The organism is Enterococcus sp. (assembly GCF_022711995.1).
In the GTDB taxonomy this organism is placed as follows: Bacteria; Bacillota; Bacilli; order Lactobacillales; family Enterococcaceae; genus Enterococcus_D.
The window spans coordinates 1-17,435 of the sequence record NZ_JALAHI010000035.1; the positions used below are offsets into that span (position 1 = coordinate 1).

The following is a 17,435-nucleotide window of genomic DNA, read 5'->3' on the forward strand; positions in this document are numbered from 1 at the left end:
CAGTAGCACTCAACATAGGAGCAAGTAAATCTGTAAGAAACGGAAGATTGCGACGAGGAGCGAAGCCCCACAGGAGCAAGGAATTTATAAGAAATGAAGGCCTACGACGAGGAGCGATAGCCCCGCAGGAGCAAGGAATCTGTAAGAATTGAAAGACTGCGACGAGGAGCGACAGCCCCGCAGGAGCAAGTAAATCTGTAAGAAACGGAAGATTGCGACGAGGAGCGAAGCCCCACAGGAGCAAGGAATTTATAAGAAATGAAAGCCTACGACGAGGAGCGCAGCCCCGCAGGAGCAATTTCACTTTAGCAGTAGCACTCAACACAAAAAAGTCGATCACAGCGAGGAGCGTTAGTTCTCCGGATCTTATAGCCAAGAAAGGATGGCTTTTCATAGAAAATTAGACCACACCTCTTTGGCGTAATCCTTTCAAAGAGAAGGGCTTACCTATTTTATAGAAACACGGTTTTCTTGCATAAGAAAACACTGTTTGACATAGTCGTTGAAACTACATATTGATAGCGCTTTATTTTCTCGTTAGATTAGTGGCGAAAGGGGTTGGATAAATTGACAACAATTCGTGGGGATATTGAGTCTGCGAAAAACAGTAATTTTGATGATCGTTGGTACCCAGAGTCAGAGATGCTGGCCAAGCGTTTAGAGTGGTTCCAAGATTTAAAACTTGGGGTGATCTTCCATTATGGCTTGTATGCGCAAGCAGGTATTGTTGAATCGTGGCAACTATCAGAAAAAGATGAATGGGCAAGGGAAAATAAAGCCTATCGAGAAGATATTGACACATTGCGTCTGGATTATTGGCAGCTGATCCAAGCGTTTGCGCCTAGAGAATTAGATACTGATCAATGGGCTGAAATCTGCAAAAAAGCGGGCTTTAAGTATTGCTTGTTCACGACAAAACATCATGATGGCTTCAATCTGTTCAATACAATGGAAACCGAATTTAAAGTCGGAGGCAAGCTGAGTCCCTTCAAGGGGGATATTCTAAAAGAAGTCTTTGCTTCTTTTCAGCAAGCGGGTATCGCTACTGGCGCCTATTACTCGAAGGCAGATTGGTACTCGCCATTTTATTGGCTGGATGATGAGACTGTCAAAGGACGGAACGCCAGTTATGATCCATCAGAAAAACCGGAAATCTGGGCGCGGTATGTGGACTTTGTTCATCGACAAATCCATGAGATCACCCACAATTACGGAAAAGTAGATTTCTTATGGTTGGATGCTGGCTGGTGTGGACAAGGAAAAGAAGATTTACAGATGGATCGTTTAGCAGAGATTGCTCGGAGCAACCAACCGGAATTGATCATTGTCGATCGTATGATGGGGGGCAGACATGAGAATTATGTGACCCCTGAACGCAAGATTCCTGCTCTGGATGAAATCCCGACAAAAGTTTGGGAGAGCAATATTCCTATCGGCAACGACTGGGGTTATGTTCCTCATGACACCTTTAAGAGCACTCAAGAGTTGATCGAGACATTGATCGATGTAGTCAGCAAAGGCGGTAACTTGATTTTAGGTGTGGGACCAACACCAGAAGGCACCTTCACGAAAGAAGAGACCCAGCGTCTACTTGAGTTAGGCAGTTGGCTGGAACGATATGGCGAAGGCATTTACGAAACCCGAGCTAGACCAGAAGCATGGGAAGAAGATTGGCGTCTGACCTATAGTAAAGATCAAAAAACGCATTATGCCTTTCGCAACATCACAGCGCATACCAAATCCAAAATCTTCCTGAAGGAGATTCACGCAGCTGAAAAAGCGCTGATCACAGATTTGGCAACAGGGCAGCCACTGACAGTTTATGGTGCTGGAGAAAATGCCTACATCGCTGCATCGGAAGTGCAGCAGCCACCGCTTGGTGCAGTGGGCATTCGCGTTTCTACACATTGAAGAAAAATTACACATTGCTTTGAAAGCGAATTCATTTCATATTAAGGATAGAAACCAAAGACACAAGGAGGAGTATGAATGGAAACAACAACGATCAGAGAGCCTGTATCCACGCAAAAAAGTAAAATCAAAGAAGTGAAAACGAAAATAAAAAAGAGCCGGCAATTGTATTTGTTTGTCCTGCCTGCCTTTTTGATCATCTTGATTTTTTCTTATGGTCCGATGTATGGGGTGATCATCGCCTTCAAAGACTATATGCCTTCTTTGGGAATATTAGATAGTCCCTGGGTAGGGTTCAAGCATTTTCAACGCTTTTTTGATTCTTATTACTTCTGGGATCTAATGAAAAATACATTGGGTATCAGTTTGTACTCTTTGATCGTTGGATTTCCGCTACCGATCATTCTTGCGTTGGCATTAAATGAGATCAAAGATGGTCCTTTCAAAAAAATTACTCAAACTGTGACTTATGCACCGAACTTTATTGCGGTAGTGGTCATGGTGGGAATGGTCATTGCCTTTCTTTCACCTTCTACCGGGATCATCAATCACTTCCTCGATTTGATCGGTGTCGGCAGAATCAATTTCATGACGGATCCTCGTTGGTTTAAAACGATCTATGTGTTATCAGGGGTCTGGCAAGGCACTGGCTGGGGTTCGGTCATCTACCTCGCTGCGTTGTCGGGGGTGGATACGCAATTACATGAGGCTGCCACTATCGATGGCGCTTCTCGGCTGCAACGGGTTTGGTATATCAATCTCCCGACGATCATGCCGACGATGGTGATTTTGTTGATCATGAGTTTTGGGAGTTTAATGTCAGTGGGATTTGAAAAAATTATTTTGATGCAAAATCCATTGAATATGGAATCATCGAATGTCATTGCGACATTTGTTTATCAACAAGGTCTTTTAGATGCACAGTACAGTTTCGCAGCTGCGGTTGGTTTATTCAATTCACTGATCAATTCGATTCTCCTGATTTTGGTCAATGGGATTGCCAAACGGTTGAGCGATTCCAGTCTCTTATAGAAAGGCGGTGCAAATATGAAAACAACTTCATTTATCAAAGATTCCCGAGCAGATCGATTCTTCTTGCTCTTTGTCTACTTCTTTTTAGCCTTGGCGCTGCTGATCGTTCTCTACCCATTGATTTATATCGTCAGTGCGTCGATTTCGAACCCGCATTTGGTCAATTCGGGGGAAATGTGGCTATTTCCTAAAGGGGTCACCTTTGAAGGATACCGCACACTATTGGGAAACAACAGTATTTGGCGAGGCTATTTAAATACGATTTATTATACGGTTTTAGGCACATCAATCAACTTATTGGTGACACTGCCATGTGCCTATGCACTTTCCAGAGATGATTTTTATGGCAGAAGAGCCTTCACCAATTTCATGTTGGTAACGATGTTTCTCTCAGGCGGCTTGATTCCAAGCTATTTACTGATTCGCAGCTTAGGTATGCTGAATACGGTTTGGGCTTTGGTCATCCCCGGCGCTGTTTCTGTCTATAACGTGGTGGTTACGCGGACCTTTTTCCAAACAACGATTCCTCGAGAAATGGAAGAAGCGGCGATCGTGGATGGCTGTTCGGATTTCCGTTTATTCATGCAGATCGTGTTGCCGTTATCGACACCAATCATCGCAGTTATGGCACTTTTTTATGGTGTGGGACATTGGAACAGTTTCTTCAGTGCGCTGATTTATTTATCAGATAAATCCATGTATCCCTTACAAATGGTGCTACGGGAGATTTTGATTTTACAAGATATGTCGTCAAATACGGTCAGCAATGTGACTTCCGAAATGGCCAGCATGCTCTACAGTAAGCAACAGCTGGCAGAGGTCATCAAATACGGAGTCATGATCGTTTCATCATTACCGGTCATTATTGTCTATCCATTTTTGCAGAAATATTTCGTTAAAGGCATGATGGTAGGATCAATTAAAGGATAACTATAGAGGAGGAAGAAGATGGGAATGAAGAGAATTTTAGGAATGACGGGGATGCTTTTGTGCAGTGCGATTTTGCTTAGTGCATGTGGCAATGAGTCTAAAAAAGAAGCAACCGAAAAAAATGACAGTGTGGCCATCAATCACGACAGTCAGTTTCCGATCGTTAAAGAAGGCGAAGACCTGACACTGAATATCATGGCTCCTGGGGTAGGAATGGCAGAGTGGGAAGATATGCCTACGCTGCAGGATTATCAAGAAAAAACCGGTATTAAACTGACGTATACGACACCGCCTTCCGCTGATTTTAGTACCAAGTTAAATTTAGCCTTCGCTTCGGGGGATCTGCCGGATATCGTCTATGGCGCTGGATCGAATGCATTGACTTCTTCGATGGAGATCGACTATGGCTCACAAGGAATCTTATTGCCATTGGAGGAGTACATTACGCCGGAAATCATGCCTAATCTTTATGCATTGACGCAAGAAGATCCTTCCATTTTAAAATCGATCACCACACCCGACGGCCATATTTATTCGTTGCCGATGATTTCGAGAAATGCCACTTCGATTTGGTGGCAAGGGCCGATGTGGTACAACGGAACGTGGTTGGATAATTTGAATGTCAAAGAACTGCCAAAAACAACGGATGAACTGTATGATTTGTTGACCCGCTTCAAAAACGAAGATCCTAATGGCAATGGAAAAGCGGATGAAATTCCTTTGACTGATGTGGATATGAATTCGACCCGTGTGTGGCTGATGGCGGCCTTTGGTCTACGGACCCGAGGGATTCAAGTGGATGACGATGTGGTTTCTTACACACCGATTTCAGAAAACTACAAGGCATTCCTTGAGTACATGAATAAATTATACAGCGAAGGATTGTTGGATCCAGAAGTTTATGGACAATCCGATGAACAGAAAAAAGCCAAAGGACAAAACGATCAATTGGGCTTGTTCGCCGATTACTTCAGCTTCTTTACAACAGGTCGCAGTGAAATTGAAGCGATGAATGATGCCATGTTCCAACCATTGACGTCAAAATGGTCGCCAAACGCAGTGATTCCAGGCAGTCCACGGATTTCTCGGGGCACCTTTGCGATCACGAATGTCAATCCATCACCAGAAGCTTCAATGCGTTGGGTAGACTATTTCTATTCGGAAGAAGGCACCAAATATATTGAACAAGGGCCAGAAGGCGTTCTTTGGGAATACAAAGAAAATGCGGATGGGAAAAAAGTTCGGGTCTATGCTGAAGGAATCGATACCGAGAATACGGAAGACGAACGTGGTAAGATCACGCCAGCTTATGGGTTGACTACACCGAATATCGTTATTGATACTACCGGTGAATACCAAATTTTGAAATCAGCAGACGAAGAACCAGATACTCGCTTTAGTGATTGGGTAGCCCAAGAAACCGCAGATAAAATGAATGATATTGCAGAAGTGCCATTCCCATTACTTTATTTGACGGTAGAAGAAAATGATAAAGTTGCGGCTACAGCCACTGATTTGACAACATATGTCGAACAAATGGAAGCCAAATTCATTACGGGTGTCGAACCGATCAGCAATTGGGACAAATATGTTTCGACAATCGAATCCATGGGGATCGATGACTATGTTTCCGTTTACCAAACAGCATACGATCGTTGGAAAGAAAATTAGAGTCACAGCAATAAAAGAAGCGGGCTTGGACAATTTCTTGTCTACCCGCTTTTTTCATCCTAAGAAATTGGATAAAGGAGAGGACGCAACGTGCAGTTATTTGAATTTGAACGTATTCGCAAGATTTTGTTTCAATTAAAGAGTTACCGGATTCGCTCTCAGGTGCCAGTCACTGACTTGCAGCTAAAGCAAGAAAACTGGGCACCTTATGTACAGGGGACGTATTTTGGCGAAAAAAATTGTTATTACACTATGAAAGGGACCGTTGAACTGCCGTCAGACTGGGAAGACGTGGCGGTGGCTTTGCAAGTCTATTCTTCTCTTTCAGAGTGGGACAATACAACAAATCCGCAAATGAAAGTGTCCTTAAACGGGAAATACATTCAAGCAATCGATGTCAATCATCGGGAAGTGCGCTTGGATCCCTCTGAGCTAGCAGGAAGAACCGACTTACAGATCGATATTTTTTCAGGACGAGAAGAGAAAAAGTTTCCGCTATACGTGAATCTACTGGCCATCGATCGGATTGTTGAAGAAGTCTGGTTTGATTTTTCGACGATTTTTGACAGCTGGCGAGCAATCAGAAAATTTGGCGGAGAAGAACAAATCTATCAAAGCTGTCTGTCACAAGCAGCCAATGCATTGGATTTTCGCGCCCCTTATACGCCTCGTTTCTACGAAAGTCTCGCCAAAGCACAAGCATGCCTGCAAGCATGTTATAGCCAAGAGATTCGTCAGAAAGTGACGGTAGTCGGGCATACCCATATCGATCTGGCATGGCTTTGGACAGCACAGCAAGCGGTTGAAAAAGGAGAGCGCAGTTTTCAGACCGTTTTAAAATTGATGGATGAATACCCAGAGTACACTTTTCTCCAAAGTCAACCTCAGTTATATCAAGCGATCAAAGAACAGTACCCTGAGTTATACCAAGCCATCAAAGAAAAAATCAAATCGGGACGTTGGGAAGTTGAAGGGGCTATGTGGGTGGAAGCTGATTGTAATTTGACCTCCGGCGAGTCCTTGGTAAGGCAGATTTTATACGGCAAACGCTTTATCAAAGAGGAATTTGATCAGGAGAGTCAGATTTTGTGGCTGCCGGATGTTTTTGGCTATTCCGCCGCATTGCCGCAGATTTTACAAAAGACCAACACGCCTTATTTCATGACGACCAAATTGTCTTGGAATCAATTCAATCAGATTCCTTATGATTCTTTTTATTGGCAAGGAATTGATGGCAGCAGAGTTTTGACCCATTTCATTACAACGATCAGTGAAGGTTATAGTCCAAGACCCTACTACACCACGTACAATGGGCTTTTAGATCCTTATACAGTCAAAGGCAGCTTTGAACGGTATCAGCAAAAAGACCTGCATGATGAGATCTTGATTGCCTATGGTTATGGAGATGGTGGCGGCGGACCTACGAGAGAAATGCTGGAGACAAAACAGCGGTTATCAAAACCACTCCCTCAAATGCCCGTGATCACTGGCGATCGTGCCGGTGGATTTTTTGAACGACTGGCTGCAGCTTTTGCTCATTCAGAAGCTCCGGTCTGGTTTGGGGAGCTCTATTTTGAGTATCATCGAGGGACGTTGACTTCCATTGGTAAAAATAAGAAAGCCAACCGCAAAGGCGAATTTTTGCTGCAAACTATTGAGAAGCTTTACAGTGCCTATCGCAGGGAAGCCTATCCCCAAGAACGGCTGGAAAAGCTCTGGAAAAAATTGTTGTTCAACCAATTTCACGACATTTTACCCGGAAGCTCGATTGCCGAAGTATACCAGCAGACAGACGCAGAATACGCTGCTCTTTTTGAAGAAGGCGAGCAATTGATCCAGTCCCTCGTGACAGGGGAAACCGCCAGTGATGCAAAGCATCGGGTAGTCTATAATCCATTAGGCTTCCCGCGGGATGCCGTAATCAAAGTTGATAGCCCGGCGATTCAAGAAGATTATCTGACGCAGCCTACTGAGGATGGCTATTTACTGGTCAAAGTTCCCCAAGTCCCTAGTTTAGGTGTGCGGCCATTAACTATGGCGACTACTTCGGAATCGATCAAGCAGAACTGTCTTCCTTTGCCTCGTCAACTGGAAACAAAAGATTTTGTCGTGACCTTTAACGCGGCCTATGAAATAACTTCTCTTTTTGACAAAAGACACCAGCGAGAAGTCTTACCAGCAAAAGAAGTGCTGAATCAATTGATTGCCTATGAAGACTTACCGATGGATTATGATGCTTGGGATATAGATATCTACTACGATCGCAAAGCCTATCCAGTAAAGGATGTGACGGAAGCCGCTTATGTCGAGCAAGGAGAGATTCGAGATACGATCCGGATCAAACGGACATTTGAGCAATCAACGATCATTCAGCTGATCCATTTCTATCATGGCACCGGCCGGATCGATTTTGAAACAACCATCGATTGGCATCAGCACCATCTGTTATTGAAGGCGCAGCTGCCGATAGCCGTCAATACATTGGAAGCCACCTTCGATATTCAATTTGGAAATGTCAAACGCGCCATTCACAAAAATACCACTTGGGATTTGGCACGTTTTGAGAGTTGCGGCCAAAAATGGGTCGACTTGTCAGAAGATGGATACGGCGTCAGCGTGCTGACGGATTGTAAATACGGATTCAGTACAGCTTATCAAAAAATCGGCCTCTCTCTTATCAAGTCGGCAACTGATCCTTACCCGGAAGCAGATCAAGGACTTCATTCCTTCACCTATTCTCTCTATGTGCATGAAGGGGACTGGAAGAAAGGACAAACGATGGCAGCAGCGTTGGCTCTCAATGTTCCGGCCTATGTGTTGGAGGATTTTGATGGGCAACAAGACCAATCCTTTTTACAAGTGGATCACACCAACGTGTTGATCGATTCTGTTAAGAAAGCGGAAGCAGATGAAGCCATCGTGGTGCGTTTGTATGAATACCACAATCGCAAGACGACCTGCCACTTGACGGCAGATAAAAAAATCAAACGGGCCGTTTTAACGAATTTATTGGAAGAAGAACAACAAGAGTTAGTGATTGCAGGTGCATGCGATCAAGTAGTCATTCCTTTCAATCCTTATGAAATCCAAACAGTCAAAGTCTATTTTGACTGAACCAGTATTTTGAAGAGGAGCGTACAATGATCGAAGAAATCGTAAAAAAGATGTCTTTAAAAGAAAAAATCGGCCAGTTAAATCAGCGCTTGTACGGTTGGCAAGTTTATCAAAAAAAAGAAGGAAAGCTTTATTTGACGGACTATTTCAAGTCGGAAGTTACTCGCTTTGGGTCGATTGGCTGGATCTATGGTGTGTTTCGGGCGGATCCTTGGTCCGGCAAGAATTCAGAGACAGGGTTATCCATAGAAGAGTCCCGGGAAGTCAGTCGGATGATCCAAGACTACTTGAAAGAACATACTCGTCTAGGGATTCCAGCTTTTTTGACCGAAGAGTGTCCTCATGGGCATCAGGGATTAGCAGCAACCACACTGCCGGTCAATTTCAGTACCGGAGCTAGCTGGAATCCTGATCTTTATCAGAGCGTGCAGGCGTTCGTGGCACAAGAGCTGCGAGCCAAAGGAGCGCACGTCGGACTGATCTCTACATTGGATATCGTACGAGATCCTAGGTGGGGACGCACAGAAGAATGTTTCAGTGAAGATCCGTATTTAGCCAGTTGTTTTACACAAGCTGCAGTCAAAGGACTGCAAGGAGAAAAACTTAGTCGAGATCCCCAAAGCGTGCTGGCCGTATTAAAGCATTTTGCAGCTCAGGGTTCAAGCATGGGGGGCCATAATGCAGGACCAGTCAGCATCGGAGAGCAAGAACTGCGGGAGATCCATTTACCCGCCATGCTGGCGGGAATTCAGGCAGGGGCGCTAGGCTGCATGGCTGCTTACAACGATTGGGATGGTATTCCTTGTCACACAAACCCTCGCTTACTTCAAGAGATTTTACGAGAGGAAGCCGGCTTTTCCGGGGTGGTGATGGCAGATGGCTGTGCATTGGATCGTATAGCGGAATGGTTAAAGAACAAACCAGAAGCGACTGCCCGGGCCTTGAACAGTGGGGTGGATGTTAGTTTATGGGACGATGTTTTTCCTCAGTTGGAATCGGCGGTTGATCAAGGGTTGATTAAACAAGAAATCCTAGATCAGTCAGTGATCCGGGTGCTGAAACTGAAAGAGCAAATGGGTCTTTTTGACGAGCCGGTGCCTCTAGTGTCCGTTCCGGAGCAAAAGCAGTTTCAAGAAAGTGCAACTCGCTTGGCAGAAGAGGCCATCGTTTTGTTGAAAAATGACCAGGTTTTACCATTAAAGAAACAAAAACAAATCATTGCGGTCATCGGTCCGCATAGCAACAATAGCTACCACCAGCTCGGAGATTATACTCCCTTCAAAGAACTATCTGAGTGCCGCAATCTATGGGAGGGGTTGCTGGAAATCACTGATACCGAAACCACTTTTATTCAAGCGGATGGCTGTGGCATCACAGAAGGAACCGAAGCGCAGTTAGCAGCGGCTGCTACAGCGGACCAGATCATTTTAACGATCGGCGGCTCTAGTATTCGCGACTTTTCGACGGATTTTGATACCAATGGGGCTGCCTTGCAGGGATCGTCAGAGATGACCAGTGGAGAAAATATCGATCTGGCTTCTTTGGCATTGCCAGCCTGTCAGAAACGATTGATTAATGAACTGAAAAAACTGCAGAAACCCCTGATCGGTATTGTCATTGCTGGCCGTCCTCATCTGTTAAATGAGGTCAGTGACGCTTTCGATGCGTTGCTTTTTGCAGGCTATCCGGGTCAATTTGGCGGAAGTGCGCTAGCACGGATTCTTTTTGGCGAAACAAATCCCAGTGGAAAACTCGCAGTTTCTATTCCCGATGAAAATGGACAGCTGCCGGTTTATTACAATTACCGTGAAGCAGCTTTTCAGAAAGATTATTTAGACTGTTCAGGAACGCCTCGTTATGGCTTTGGGTATGGCTTGAGTTATGCAGACTTTGCCCTTAAAGAAATTCAGATCCACGATACTTCGCAAGCCATCCAAGTTGAAGGGACGATCGAGAATCTTTCGGCGATAGCAGGAGCCGAAGTGGTACAAGTATATCTCCGCCAGTATTCACAGCGGGTCTTGCCTCGGGTCAAAGTGTTGTGCGGCTTTCAAAAAGTCTTTTTGAAAGCCAAAACCACCGGCGCGTTCTCTATAACGGTTCCTTATGAGACATTGGCGCGTCTAAACATTTCACCAAATGAGTTGCCAGCAGATTTTATGATCCAAGTCGAGGCAGCCAATCAGAAACAAGTATTCACGAAACCATGGAAACAGCAATAAACTGACAAAGGAGAAAAACAATGCAAACATTTCCAGAGGGATTTTTATGGGGAGCGGCGGCTTCTGCCCCCCAAACGGAAGGCGCTGCGGCGATTGATGGCAAAAGCCCTTCCACTTGGGACAAATGGTTCGAATTGGAGCCAGACAAGTTCTATGATCACGTAGGACCAGCGGATACTTCGGATACCTATCGGCGTTTTCGAGAAGATGTGGCGCTGATGAAAGCCATGAATCTGAACTCTTACCGGACATCGATTGCTTGGACGCGATTAGTTCCCGATGGAAAGACCATCAATCCAAAAGCTGTCACTTTCTATCGGGCCTATTTTCAAGAAATGGTCGATCAAGGAATCGAACCTATTATCAATTTGTTCCATTTTGATATGCCTTGGTGGTTGATGGAAAAAGGCGGTTGGGAAGCCCGAGAATCGGTGGATCATTTTGCCGCGTATGCGCGCATCGCATTTGAGCAATTTGGCGATATTGTCAAAAAATGGGCCACATTCAACGAACCTTTAGTGCATATTGAATGCGGATATATGGGGGATGCCCATTGGCCGAGAGTTCATGACTTTAAACGGGCGATCCAAGTAGGCTATCACACACTGCTGGCCCATGCAAAAGCGGTAGCTGTGTTTCGCGAACTGGCGATTCCTAATGGTGAAATCGCGATTATTTTAAATTTATCGCCTGTCTATCCAAAGAGCCAGCAGGCCGCGGATCTGGTAGCTGCCGAATGGGCAGACTTACTCTATATTCGCAGCTTTTTAGACGCTACAGTCCTTGGACGATTTCCAGAAAAATTAGTCACGTTACTGAAAGAGTCAGGACTGGCCCCTGTAACGGAGGAGGGAGACCGCGAACTTTTTGCGGAAAATACGGTAGATTTTATTGGCTGCAACTACTATCAGCCATTGCGAGTCCAAGCTCCGAGTGCGCCGAACGCTCCTATCACAGGACCGCGGGATCTTTTTCGCGGCTATGATTGGCCAGACAAAAAAATCAATCCCCATCGCGGTTGGGAAATCTTTCCGCAAGGTATCTATGACATTGCCATGCGGCTAAAAAACAGCTATGCCAGGATTCCTTGGTATATCTCCGAAAATGGGATGGGGGTTTCTCAAGAAGAACGCTTCGCAGATCCGGATGGAAGGATCAATGATACCTACCGCGTTGAATTTGTAGCGGATCATCTCAAAGAACTGCAGCGGGCCATCGTAGCAGGAGCTTCCTGTTTTGGCTATCATATGTGGACATTTGTCGATTGTTGGAGCTGGCTGAATGCCTATAAAAATCGTTATGGGTATTATCGAGTAGATTTGACTAATTATCAGCGAACCCCTAAAGCTTCCAGTCATTGGATGGCACAAGTGGCCAAACACAATAGCATCGATTTAGAGGATGGATCTGATTAGCCGCTAATCAAAGAATGCTCCAGTGAGACGATTTGCCTCCTGGAGCATTCTTTGATTGTTTTGACTTCATTTTATGCTTACGTTTCGATCTCTGTGGTTAACAAGCGGATCAGCAGTCAAAGATATTTGTGGCGATAGTCTGCAATCGCTTTTCTTGATTCATAGATATTTTGAGCCAGTTGTTCATTTTTGCTCAAAAAGACATAGAACAACACATCAACGGCCAAAAGATGAGCAATGATCGAATTGGTTGCCGCACTGCGCATGTTGGCTTCTTTCGGTCGGGAAACTTGTAAAGGCACATCCGCCAGCTTCGCAAGGGAGTTGCTACCAAAGCGAGTCAACGAGAGGACAGGGATGCCCATTTTCTTCGTGAACTCAGCAATGTGCAAAATCTCAGGGGTCTGGCCACTATTGGAGATCGCCCAGAGCAAACTCTCTTTTTCATGTTTAATTAATTGAGGCAACAGTAAATTATAGTCGGTTTCAAAAATGACTACTTTGCCTAAACGAGACCATTTTTGTTGGATATCTTGCGCAATCAAAGAAGACGCACCAATCCCGCACACGAAAATCCGGTCACGATGTTTCAATAAGTCCGCTGCTGCCAGCATTTCCTCTTCTTCTAGGAGGTCGGCTGTCTCGTGCATCGTTACTTGAGCATTGTGACTCAATTTTGCTGTGATGTCCTGAAAGGATTCGTTCAACGCAAGGTCGGCATAGCCAATGATCTCGTCGTGGGATTGTCGGAAGCCGGATTCTGCGGAGAGCTGGATCTTCAAGTCGGTCAAACTGGAAAAGCCGGTTTTTTTTGCAAAACGAACCACGGTAGGGGCACTGATCCCAGTCGCTTGTGCCAATTGGCTAGCAGTCATCGACGGAACTTTTTCAGGATTTTTTTTGATGTAATCAAAAAGTTTTTTCTCGGAATTGGATAATTCATTCTGGATACTTTCAATACGAGAAAGGACGCTCATAAGGTCACACCTACTTATCAGAAATTTTAGATTCAGTATACCATAATTTAGAAGCGAACTTTCACTTTAAAGTGAAAAGATTCGGCGAAGAACCTTGCATTTTTAGGTAGAATAAAGTAAAGTAATTACGTGTGAATACACACTACCTGTTACTTGGTTCAACGAGTCACCAACGTTTTACTCAGTCGCAGGTGAAAAAAGAAAAAGAGGTGAAAAACATGGCAATTACAAAAGAACGCAAAAACGAAATCATCAACAAATTTGCACGTCATGAAGGAGATACTGGTTCTCCAGAAGTTCAAATCGCTGTTCTTACAGAAGAAATCAACCATTTGAACGAACATGCACGTATGCACAAAAAAGACCACCATTCATACCGTGGCCTAATGAAAAAAGTTGGTCACCGTCGTAACTTATTAGCATACCTACGTCAAAAAGACGTACAACGTTACCGCGAATTGATCCAAGCTTTAGGATTACGTCGTTAATCAAACAAAGAAAAGTGAGGTTCAACCCGAATCTCACTTTTTTGCTATGAATCACTGCGATTGCCTTGCTCTAGCAAGGCAGAGCAGATGATGAATAGTACTAGGCGACTAATCAGGAGCGTAGTGACCCGGCGGAATCACTGCGATGGCCTTGCTCTAGCAAGACATGCAAGTTCTTCTTAGCAACACTTAGAACTGTGGGCGAAGCGAAAGCGGAGACGAGCAGATGATCGTGATGACAACCCATCGTTGTCCATCTTTTTAACAAAACCAATTAGCGGGATTTGACTGGTGAATCAAACCTGCGACAAAAAAATGAATCTCTGAGACACGGCGAGCAGCTTCCTACTAACCAAATGAAAGCAGCGGAGTCACCGATCCGCTTTTTTCATTTGTTTAGTAGTGACTTGCTTGGCTCAGAAAAAAGGAGCAGATTATGACAGAAAAACAAGTATTCAAAACGACTTGGGGCGGGCGTCCGCTACAAGTTGAAGTGGGCCAATTAGCCAAACAAGCAAATGGTGCAGTTCTGGTTCGCTATGGCGACACCGTTGTTCTTAGTGCAGCCGTTGCTTCAAAAGAAGCAAAAGATACAGATTTCTTCCCATTAACGATCAATTATGAAGAAAAAATGTATGCAGTAGGGAAAGTTCCTGGTGGTTTCATCAAACGTGAAGGCCGCCCAAGTACCGAAGCAACATTGACTGCTCGTTTGATCGACCGTCCGATCCGTCCGATGTTTGCGGATGGTTTCCGAAATGAAGTCCAAGTGACAAACATTGTTATGAGTGTGGAACAAGATTGCTCACCAGCAATGGCAGCAATGCTAGGTTCTTCGTTAGCATTGTCAATTTCCGACGTGCCTTTTGACGGCCCAATCGCGGGTGTTGAAGTTGGCCGTGTCAATGGGGAGTATGTGTTGAACCCTACTGTTGAACAAGCAGAACAAACAGATATCGAATTGACGGTTGCTGGTACGAAAAAAGCCATCAACATGGTTGAATCAGGAGCAAAAGAAGTTTCTGAAGATGATATGTTAGGTGCGTTGCTGTTCGGTTTTGAAGCAATCAAAGAGCTAGTTGCTTTCCAAGAAGAAATCGTTGCAGCAGTCGGCAAACCAAAAATGGAAGTGACATTGCTTCAAGTAGATGCTGACTTGAAAAAAGAAATTTTTGACGGTTACTATCAAACAATGAAAACTGCTGTTATGACTGAAGAAAAATTGGCTCGTGAAGACGAGATCGATAAAGTCAAAGAAACAGTTAAAGAAGTCTATGCAGAAAAATTTGCTGGACACGATGATGAAGCGCAACTTCTAAAAGAAGTGAAACAAATCGCAGAAGATCTTGAAAAAGATGTGGTTCGTGAATTGATCACCATCGACAAAATCCGTCCGGATGGCCGTAAATTAGATGAAATTCGCCCACTAGCTTCTGAAGTTAGCCTGTTGCCTCGCGTACATGGTTCAGGACTCTTCACTCGTGGTCAAACTCAAGCATTATCTGCTTGTACATTGGCACCATTAGGTGAACATCAAATCATTGACGGTTTAGGGGTAGAAGAATCCAAACGATTCATCCACCACTATAATTTCCCACAATTTTCAGTTGGTTCAACAGGACGTGCTGGTTCTCCAGGCCGTCGTGAAATCGGACATGGTGCGCTAGGCGAACGTGCTTTGGCACAAGTAATCCCAAGTGAAGAAGAGTTCCCTTACACAATCCGTCTGGTAGCAGAAGTATTAGAATCCAATGGTTCTTCCTCACAAGCAAGTATTTGTGCAGGTACATTGGCATTGATGGATGCCGGTGTTCCAATCAAAGCCCCTGTTGCGGGTATTGCCATGGGACTTGTCTCTGATGGCGAAAACTATACGATCTTGACTGACATCCAAGGATTGGAAGATCACTTAGGCGATATGGACTTCAAAGTTGCCGGAACAAAAGAAGGTATCACCGCCTTGCAAATGGATATCAAGATCCAAGGAATCACCGAACAAATCTTAACCGAAGCTTTGTCGCAAGCGAAAAAAGCACGGATGGAGATCTTGAACGAATTGACTTCAACCATTGCTGCACCACGGGAAGAATTGAGTCCATATGCACCGAAGATCGAAATGATTCAAATCGACCCAGCGAAAATCAAAGATGTGATTGGTAAAGGTGGCGACACCATCAATGGTATCATTGATGAAACAGGCGTGAAGATCGACATCGATCAAGACGGAAAAGTATCGATTGCTTCTTCTGATGCAGAAATGATCAAGAAAGCGATCAAAATCATTGAAGATTTAACAAAAGAAGTCAAAGTTGGCGAAGTTTACTTAGGAAAAGTTGTCCGAGTTGAAAAATTCGGTGCCTTTGTGAACTTGATCAAAGGCAAAGATGGGTTGGTTCATATTTCTCAACTTGCAAATGAACGGGTCAACAAAGTGGAAGACGTCGTCAAAGAAGGCGATGAAGTTCTTGTGAAAGTCACAGAGATCGACAAGCAAGGGCGAATCAATCTATCACGTAAAGCGTTATTGGCGGAGGATAAAGCAGAGAAAAAATAATTTTCTTGGCGAATCATAGAGAAGAAAAAATCCTTTCCATTCGCAACCATCAATCAACTTACAAAAATCCCAGTAATCCCTTCGATTACTGGGATTTTTTTATGAGATAGAAGACAGACATTTCCTTGATAATAAGCTAAACTGATTCAAAGAGGTCATTCCAGTAAAAAATTCAAAAAACGTATAGAAGGTGAAAAAATGAAAGCCACACAGGGAACTGTTTTTCGGCGGCAGGAGGCCTTGATCACTTATTTAGATAGGTACGATTATGGGACTGTTTCAGAGTTAGCTGCTCGATTTCGGGTATCAGAAGTGACGATTCGCAGGGATTTGTTGTTTCTGGAAAAAAAGCAGTTGATTGAGCGTTATTATGGGGGCGTGAAACGGATCAAAAAATCAGAAAAAATGGCATCAAAGCGTTTTGGAACGGCAGCAGAATTTCCTTGGCAACGATTGCTGCCAGCGTTAAGCCCTTTGCTGCGAGAAAAGAAATTGATTTTTGTGGGAGCTGGACAATGGTCGCGAGAATTGATCCGAGCATTGGCTGATTTTGACTTAACGATTGTGACCAATGACCATTCCGCATTGATCGATCCAAAAGCAGGGCGGGCGCTTGTTTGTCTCTGTGGAGGAGAAGTGGAAAGTAACTCCACTGCATTAGTCGGAGATATAGCGACACTGGCTTTCAGCAAATATACGGCTGATTTGTGTTTGATTGAAGCCTCAGGCATCGACCCCCATGAAATCACGACTGCGACATTGAGCGAATCCTTTGTGTATCGGCGGATGTTTCAGCATACTAAAGGAGAGAAAATCATCTATACGGAAGGAGAAAATATCGGCCATGCCCGAGGGTTTATGATTGATCGGACGTTTATGGCGAATCGCTTGTTTAGCAATAGGCAACTTTCAGCGATTGAGACAGCACAATTTTCTGCTCAAGGTCTGCAGTTTTCCTTGCTATGATTCTGATTTAGATTTGACGCTTCTCTCAGACCATCAGTGAAAAATCATTCATAACTATTCTTTCATGAACAGTTCTCGACCAGCTATTGCTTTTGCTCAAGGCTGCGATTATCCTAAATACCAGAAAACGCTTTATAAAAAGGAGACAGGAGAAT

Annotated in this window: 11 protein-coding genes; 10 read left to right on the top strand and 1 reads right to left on the bottom strand. The window is 44.3% G+C overall.

From position 1 onward, the window contains the following. Nucleotides 1-567: 567 nt before the first annotated feature. The 7 genes from Q0A12_RS03140 to Q0A12_RS03170 all read left to right on the top strand — a co-directional run bounded on the left by Q0A12_RS03140 (nt 568) and on the right by Q0A12_RS03170 (nt 12,295). Nucleotides 568-1,911: an alpha-L-fucosidase gene (locus Q0A12_RS03140; protein ID WP_291291254.1), complete on the top strand. Its 1,344-nt coding sequence runs from the start codon at nt 568-570 to the stop codon at nt 1,909-1,911. Nucleotides 1,912-1,989: 78 nt separating this feature from the next. Beyond that, nucleotides 1,990-2,943, top strand: a complete 954-nt coding sequence (locus Q0A12_RS03145; protein ID WP_291291255.1) for an ABC transporter permease subunit — start codon at nt 1,990-1,992, stop codon at nt 2,941-2,943. 15 nt (nt 2,944-2,958) lie between these two features. Then, nucleotides 2,959-3,873 (top strand): carbohydrate ABC transporter permease, encoded by a 915-nt coding sequence (locus Q0A12_RS03150; protein ID WP_291291256.1) that lies wholly within the window; start codon nt 2,959-2,961, stop codon nt 3,871-3,873. A gap of 18 nt (nt 3,874-3,891) precedes the next feature. Next, the gene (locus Q0A12_RS03155; RefSeq protein WP_291291257.1) at nt 3,892-5,544 is read left to right on the top strand and encodes an extracellular solute-binding protein; all 1,653 of its coding nucleotides are present in this window, start codon (nt 3,892-3,894) and stop codon (nt 5,542-5,544) included. 90 nt (nt 5,545-5,634) lie between these two features. Then, a complete protein-coding gene (locus Q0A12_RS03160; protein WP_291291258.1) occupies nt 5,635-8,658 on the top strand; it encodes a glycoside hydrolase family 38 C-terminal domain-containing protein in 3,024 nt (1,007 codons plus the stop codon). A gap of 26 nt (nt 8,659-8,684) precedes the next feature. After that, nucleotides 8,685-10,880 carry a glycoside hydrolase family 3 N-terminal domain-containing protein gene (locus Q0A12_RS03165; protein ID WP_291291259.1) on the top strand — a complete coding sequence of 732 codons (2,196 nt, stop codon included), beginning with the start codon at nt 8,685-8,687 and terminating at the stop codon, nt 10,878-10,880. Between the two features lie 20 nt (nt 10,881-10,900). Beyond that, nucleotides 10,901-12,295 carry a glycoside hydrolase family 1 protein gene (locus Q0A12_RS03170; protein ID WP_291291260.1) on the top strand — a complete coding sequence of 465 codons (1,395 nt, stop codon included), beginning with the start codon at nt 10,901-10,903 and terminating at the stop codon, nt 12,293-12,295. A gap of 116 nt (nt 12,296-12,411) precedes the next feature. Here Q0A12_RS03170 and Q0A12_RS03175 read toward each other — a convergent pair whose 3' ends face one another. Next, entirely contained in the window at nt 12,412-13,272 is an 861-nt protein-coding gene (locus Q0A12_RS03175) for a MurR/RpiR family transcriptional regulator (protein ID WP_291291261.1), read from the bottom strand. A 218-nt stretch (nt 13,273-13,490) separates the two neighbouring features. Here Q0A12_RS03175 and rpsO point away from each other — a divergent pair, with 218 nt between their 5' ends. From rpsO to Q0A12_RS03190, 3 genes are all read left to right on the top strand, one after another. Continuing rightward, nucleotides 13,491-13,760 carry a 30S ribosomal protein S15 gene (rpsO, locus tag Q0A12_RS03180; protein ID WP_003128628.1) on the top strand — a complete coding sequence of 90 codons (270 nt, stop codon included), beginning with the start codon at nt 13,491-13,493 and terminating at the stop codon, nt 13,758-13,760. Between the two features lie 436 nt (nt 13,761-14,196). Further along, the gene (gene pnp, locus Q0A12_RS03185) at nt 14,197-16,314 is read left to right on the top strand and encodes a polyribonucleotide nucleotidyltransferase (RefSeq protein ID WP_291291262.1); all 2,118 of its coding nucleotides are present in this window, start codon (nt 14,197-14,199) and stop codon (nt 16,312-16,314) included. 198 nt (nt 16,315-16,512) lie between these two features. Then, complete coding sequence (locus tag Q0A12_RS03190) at nt 16,513-17,280, top strand: DeoR/GlpR family DNA-binding transcription regulator (protein WP_291291263.1); 768 nt, start codon at nt 16,513-16,515, stop codon at nt 17,278-17,280. The last annotated feature ends 155 nt before the right edge of the window (nt 17,281-17,435 follow it).

What these genes read in the sequence shown, in the direction of transcription:
- Q0A12_RS03145 (WP_291291255.1), top strand. Translation starts at nt 1,990, where the DNA reads ATGGAAACAACAACGATCAGAGAGCCTGTATCCACGCAAAAAAGTAAA.
- Q0A12_RS03150 (WP_291291256.1), top strand. Translation starts at nt 2,959, where the DNA reads ATGAAAACAACTTCATTTATCAAAGATTCCCGAGCAGATCGATTCTTC.
- Q0A12_RS03155 (WP_291291257.1), top strand. Translation starts at nt 3,892, where the DNA reads ATGGGAATGAAGAGAATTTTAGGAATGACGGGGATGCTTTTGTGCAGT.
- Q0A12_RS03165 (WP_291291259.1), top strand. Translation starts at nt 8,685, where the DNA reads ATGATCGAAGAAATCGTAAAAAAGATGTCTTTAAAAGAAAAAATCGGC.
- Q0A12_RS03170 (WP_291291260.1), top strand. Translation starts at nt 10,901, where the DNA reads ATGCAAACATTTCCAGAGGGATTTTTATGGGGAGCGGCGGCTTCTGCC.
- Q0A12_RS03175 (WP_291291261.1), bottom strand. Translation starts at nt 13,272, where the DNA reads ATGAGCGTCCTTTCTCGTATTGAAAGTATCCAGAATGAATTATCCAAT.
- rpsO (WP_003128628.1), top strand. Translation starts at nt 13,491, where the DNA reads ATGGCAATTACAAAAGAACGCAAAAACGAAATCATCAACAAATTTGCA.
- pnp (WP_291291262.1), top strand. Translation starts at nt 14,197, where the DNA reads ATGACAGAAAAACAAGTATTCAAAACGACTTGGGGCGGGCGTCCGCTA.
- Q0A12_RS03190 (WP_291291263.1), top strand. Translation starts at nt 16,513, where the DNA reads ATGAAAGCCACACAGGGAACTGTTTTTCGGCGGCAGGAGGCCTTGATC.